The 4157-nt window shown below is 41.9% G+C and carries 3 protein-coding genes; all 3 read left to right on the top strand.

Annotated features, from left to right (window positions below; translation table 11 throughout):
* A partial coding sequence (locus Q0614_RS05580; protein WP_298787129.1) for a hypothetical protein occupies positions 1–926 on the top strand: 926 nt, incomplete at its 5' end.
* 383 nt (positions 927–1309) lie between these two features.
* Positions 1310–2746, top strand: a complete 1437-nt coding sequence (locus tag Q0614_RS05585) for a catalase (protein ID WP_298787130.1) — start codon at positions 1310–1312, stop codon at positions 2744–2746.
* The gene (locus Q0614_RS05590) at positions 2743–3231 is read left to right on the top strand and encodes an ankyrin repeat domain-containing protein (RefSeq protein WP_297950468.1); all 489 of its coding nucleotides are present in this window, start codon (positions 2743–2745) and stop codon (positions 3229–3231) included. Before Q0614_RS05585 ends, Q0614_RS05590 begins: the two co-directional genes overlap by 4 nt.
* The last annotated feature ends 926 nt before the right edge of the window (positions 3232–4157 follow it).

Genomic DNA, 4157 nt, shown 5'->3' on the forward strand with positions numbered 1-4157 from the left:
CGGAAGTTCTACTTAAGCATGGAGCTAGCTTTTCTAGCGTTAAATATGTTCGTCCGTGGCTTACATACCCTAGATACGGTGACTCCTATTTGGTTGTTACTAGCGACGCACAGGTAAAGACATATTCCATAACGCCTAAAAGCGAAGGTACTAGTGCGGTATCCGATCCACTCTATTACGCCGTAGCAGGCGGATTTTTGCAGATGACGGAGCTTATGCTTAGCAGCGGTGTAAGACCTGAGATTACCGCTTGGACGGACGATCATTGTATTGCTTTTACGCTCAAACACCGCAAAGATGAGCGGCAGCCGAACTGCTCCATCTATCAGATGCTGCCGCAACGATATGACGCGAGTATGCTAAATCTGCTACTTAAATACGATTTAGCAGGGCTTCCGGGCGATGAGCGTATTCGAAAAAAATACGATGACTGCCGTAAGGATTTGGATACGTTGAAGGAGTATAAGAAAATATACCTAGAGCATATGGATAATTATTGTTACGATGAGATTATTTTAGATTGGACTTTATTAAACAGCTCTAGGTATGAGCTGCTTAGATATATGATGACGGAGCGCTCAAAGTATTCGGAAAATGATGTAATCAAGCTTAACAAAGGCTCGCTACCCGATCTTAATAGATGCGGCTCGGTAACGCCAAATACAGCGCTACTTGGTATCTACGATACGCTTATAAAGCGCTACTCTGCGCTCTGCGGCGATGAGCCTAAGGGTGCAGGCGGCTTTGATTTGGATAATTTTTTTAGATATTTGCAATTAGAAAAATTGGAATATTATCTTAAAATAGAGTATAAGGGCAAGGTGATAAGAGTGGGGGAGTACGATAAAATTTTAAGGCGCGATGCTTCTAAGCAGCTAGAACAAGCGGGATCCAAGACTGCAGATACCGCGTCTGCCAATGAGTAAAATTTCGTAAAGCTTTTGGATATGATCGCTACGTATTTGGCACAATTTTATAAAATTTTAATGATTTTAAATTTGTCGTTTCTCTTTAATATCTTGATCATCGCAATCCTACCTTTAAGTTATCACTACCTTGTATTTTGTATATAGCATCTATATTTATATAAGATCGCGAAATATCATGGTTCTTGTATTAATATGAGATAAATTTATATATAGCAGATCTCATAATTTATAAAATAATGTTAAAGATGGGTTAGAAATATAAAATTTTAAAATATTACAAATCCTAAGCCTAAACTTCTATCAATAATTTTTATTATTTAATGAATATTTTAATTTATATATGTATAATTATAAATAAATTTTATTAGAAAGGAATAAATATGAAAAACCTAACCACTACTTCGGGTAATCCTATCGCGGATAACCAAAACTCCCTTACCGCAGGCAGCCGCGGCGGTATAATGTTGCAAGATTATCAGCTACTTGAAAAACTAGCTCATCAAAACAGAGAGCGTATCCCCGAGCGCGCCGTTCACGCAAAAGGTAGCGCTGCATACGGAACCCTAGAGATTACGCAGGACATCTCGCGATATACTAAGGCCAAAGTATTACAAAAAGGCGAGAAAACAAAGCTACTTTTGAGATTTTCTACCGTTGCCGGTGAAGCTGGAGCGGCTGATGCTGAGCGCGACGTAAGGGGCTTTGCGATTAAATTTTACACCAAAGAGGGCAACTGGGACTTGGTCGGAAACAACCCTCCCGTCTTTTTTGTAAAAGACCCGTATAAATTCCCGGATTTTATCCACACGCAAAAGCGTGATCCTCGCACACACCTCCGTTCAAATGAGGCAGCATGGGACTTTTGGAGCCTAAGCCCTGAGAGTATGCATCAAGTAACCATCCTGATGAGTGACCGCGGTATTCCGGCAAGTTACCGCCATATGCACGGATTTGGCAGCCACACCTACAGCCTTATAAATGACAAGAACGAAAGATTTTGGGTTAAATTTCACTTCAAAACTTGCCAAGGCATTAAAAATTTAACCAACGCTCAAGCCTCACAGATCATTGCAAAAGATCGAGAGAGCAATCAACGCGATCTTTTTGAGAGTATAGAAAAGGGTGACTTTCCAAGCTGGGATTTCAAAATTCAAATAATGACTCTACAGCAGGCAAAAGAGGTCAAATTTAACCCCTTTGATCTAACCAAAACTTGGCCTCATAAGGAGTTCCCGCTCATCGACATGGGCGTCATGACGCTAAACGAAAATCCGAAAAATTATTTCAATGAGGTTGAGCAGGCTGCATTTAGCCCGTCAAATATAGTGCCTGGTATCAGCTTTAGTCCCGATAAGATGCTGCAAGCAAGGATATTTAGCTACCCCGATGCTCAAAGATATCGTATCGGCACGCACTACGCGCAGCTAGATGTTAATCGTCCTGTAAGCGAGGTCAATACTTACGTCGTGGGCGGCGCGATGAATAACGGAATGTATGAGCTTGACGATAAGGCTTACTATGAGCCTAACAGCTTTGGTGGCGCCAAAGAGGATCGTGCTTTGTTAGAGCCTGATATAAGCATAGAAGGCGCGATGCAAAGATACGATCACAGAGTCGAGGATCAGGATTATTATTCGCAACCTAGAGCGCTTTTTGAGCTAATGAGCGACGAACAAAAATCGCAGCTTTTTAGTAATATCGCAGATAGCATGGAGGGTGTGAGCGAAGCTATAAAAGAGCGCGCAATAGGACATTTTGAAAAAATTTCCGCTGACTATGCAAATGGCGTAAGAGCCGCTTTGAAAGCAAAAAATTGACGAGCTTAACGCAGGCCGAGGAGCAAAGATATGGCGAACTTTGCGCTATGGCGCTTGATTTCGCTAGGCGAGATGATGCTGACGAGCTGGAAAAGATGATAAAGGCGGGCCTTAGCGTAAATTTAAAATCCGCGAAAGGCGACACGCTTTTAATGCTAGCTAGCTACAATAACGCGCTAAAGACTGTAAATATGCTGCTCTCAAACGGCGCCATAGTCGATGAGCGTAACGACCGCGGGCAAACTCCGCTCGCGGGCGCGGCCTTTAAAGGGCATTTGGAGGTAGTCAAAGCTCTCGTAAATGCAGGTGCAGACGTAGAGGCTACGAGTGGTCTTAGTATGACACCCTATGCCTTTGCCATAATGTTTGGTAGAAGTGAAACGGCAAAATTTTTACTAAGCAAGCGTAAAAAGCAGGGATTGCTACAAAAACTGGCGGTTAAATTTTTAGAAATTTTCACCAAAAAGAGCGCGCGAGCGGTTTAAATTTTTATGCGCCTTGATATTTGGCGGTTTAAAATTCACGCGCTTTAGCGCTTATACACGGTTTAAAATTTGACGTATTTTAGGGCTCGCATAGGGTGAAATTTCGGAGATTTTACTAAAAAGATGCAAGGATGATTTGAAATTTTGGCATACCATTTCTAACCTTTAAGATTTTGCTTCTCTCGCTTATCTGGTACGCAGGTATAGTGTCGTTTTGCGATATGCTTAATAACAACACAAGCCCTCTTCGTTTATCTAATATGGCGCGCTCTTTTATGACTATAAACGGCGCGCGGTTTTGGGCTATAATTTAACTCTCTGCCGGTTTGGGAGATAGAATTTTATATTGCTCGTTCGTCTGCTTCGCTAGTTTAGCGGTATTTGGCTGCGCCTGCGTTATTTTGCTAGCGCTGCCTGTCTAATTTGCATTTTTCCCTCCATCTGCTTTGCTGCGCTTCTCATTTTGTCTGAATTTAGCAGGTCTTGTTGGCTTCGCCCGTGGACTCAATTTTTACGATGAAGATTGGTATGATCTATTGCGATCCTTGTGGCAAGACTATAAATTTTCCTTTGAATCTTTGCAGAGTTTGTAAATTTTTAAGATTTTTCAGCGCGCTTGGAATTTTATTGATTTTTGGATCGAGCTTGTCTTGTAGCTGGATTTGGCTGAGTACTGCGGCTAAATTTTACAATTTTAGGTTCATCGATTAAGCCTTTTACGCCGAGCCGATTATTATATGTAGCCTAATTTTGATATCTTAAGGATCACGACTATAAGCTCTTAAATTCTATCTCCAGTTGCTTGCGCCAGTCTTGTAGCGAGCGCTCTGCGCCCGTGGCGTATTTTTCGATAAGCGCGTCCGTTTTATTTAGAAACTCAAATAGCTTGCCCTCCCACACGGCGGGATTTAGGTTGCTTTGATGCA

It is taken from the genome of uncultured Campylobacter sp. (assembly GCF_937997595.1).
Taxonomy (GTDB): Bacteria; Campylobacterota; Campylobacteria; order Campylobacterales; family Campylobacteraceae; genus Campylobacter_B.

What these genes read in the sequence shown, in the direction of transcription:
- Q0614_RS05585 (WP_298787130.1), top strand. Translation starts at nt 1,310, where the DNA reads ATGAAAAACCTAACCACTACTTCGGGTAATCCTATCGCGGATAACCAA.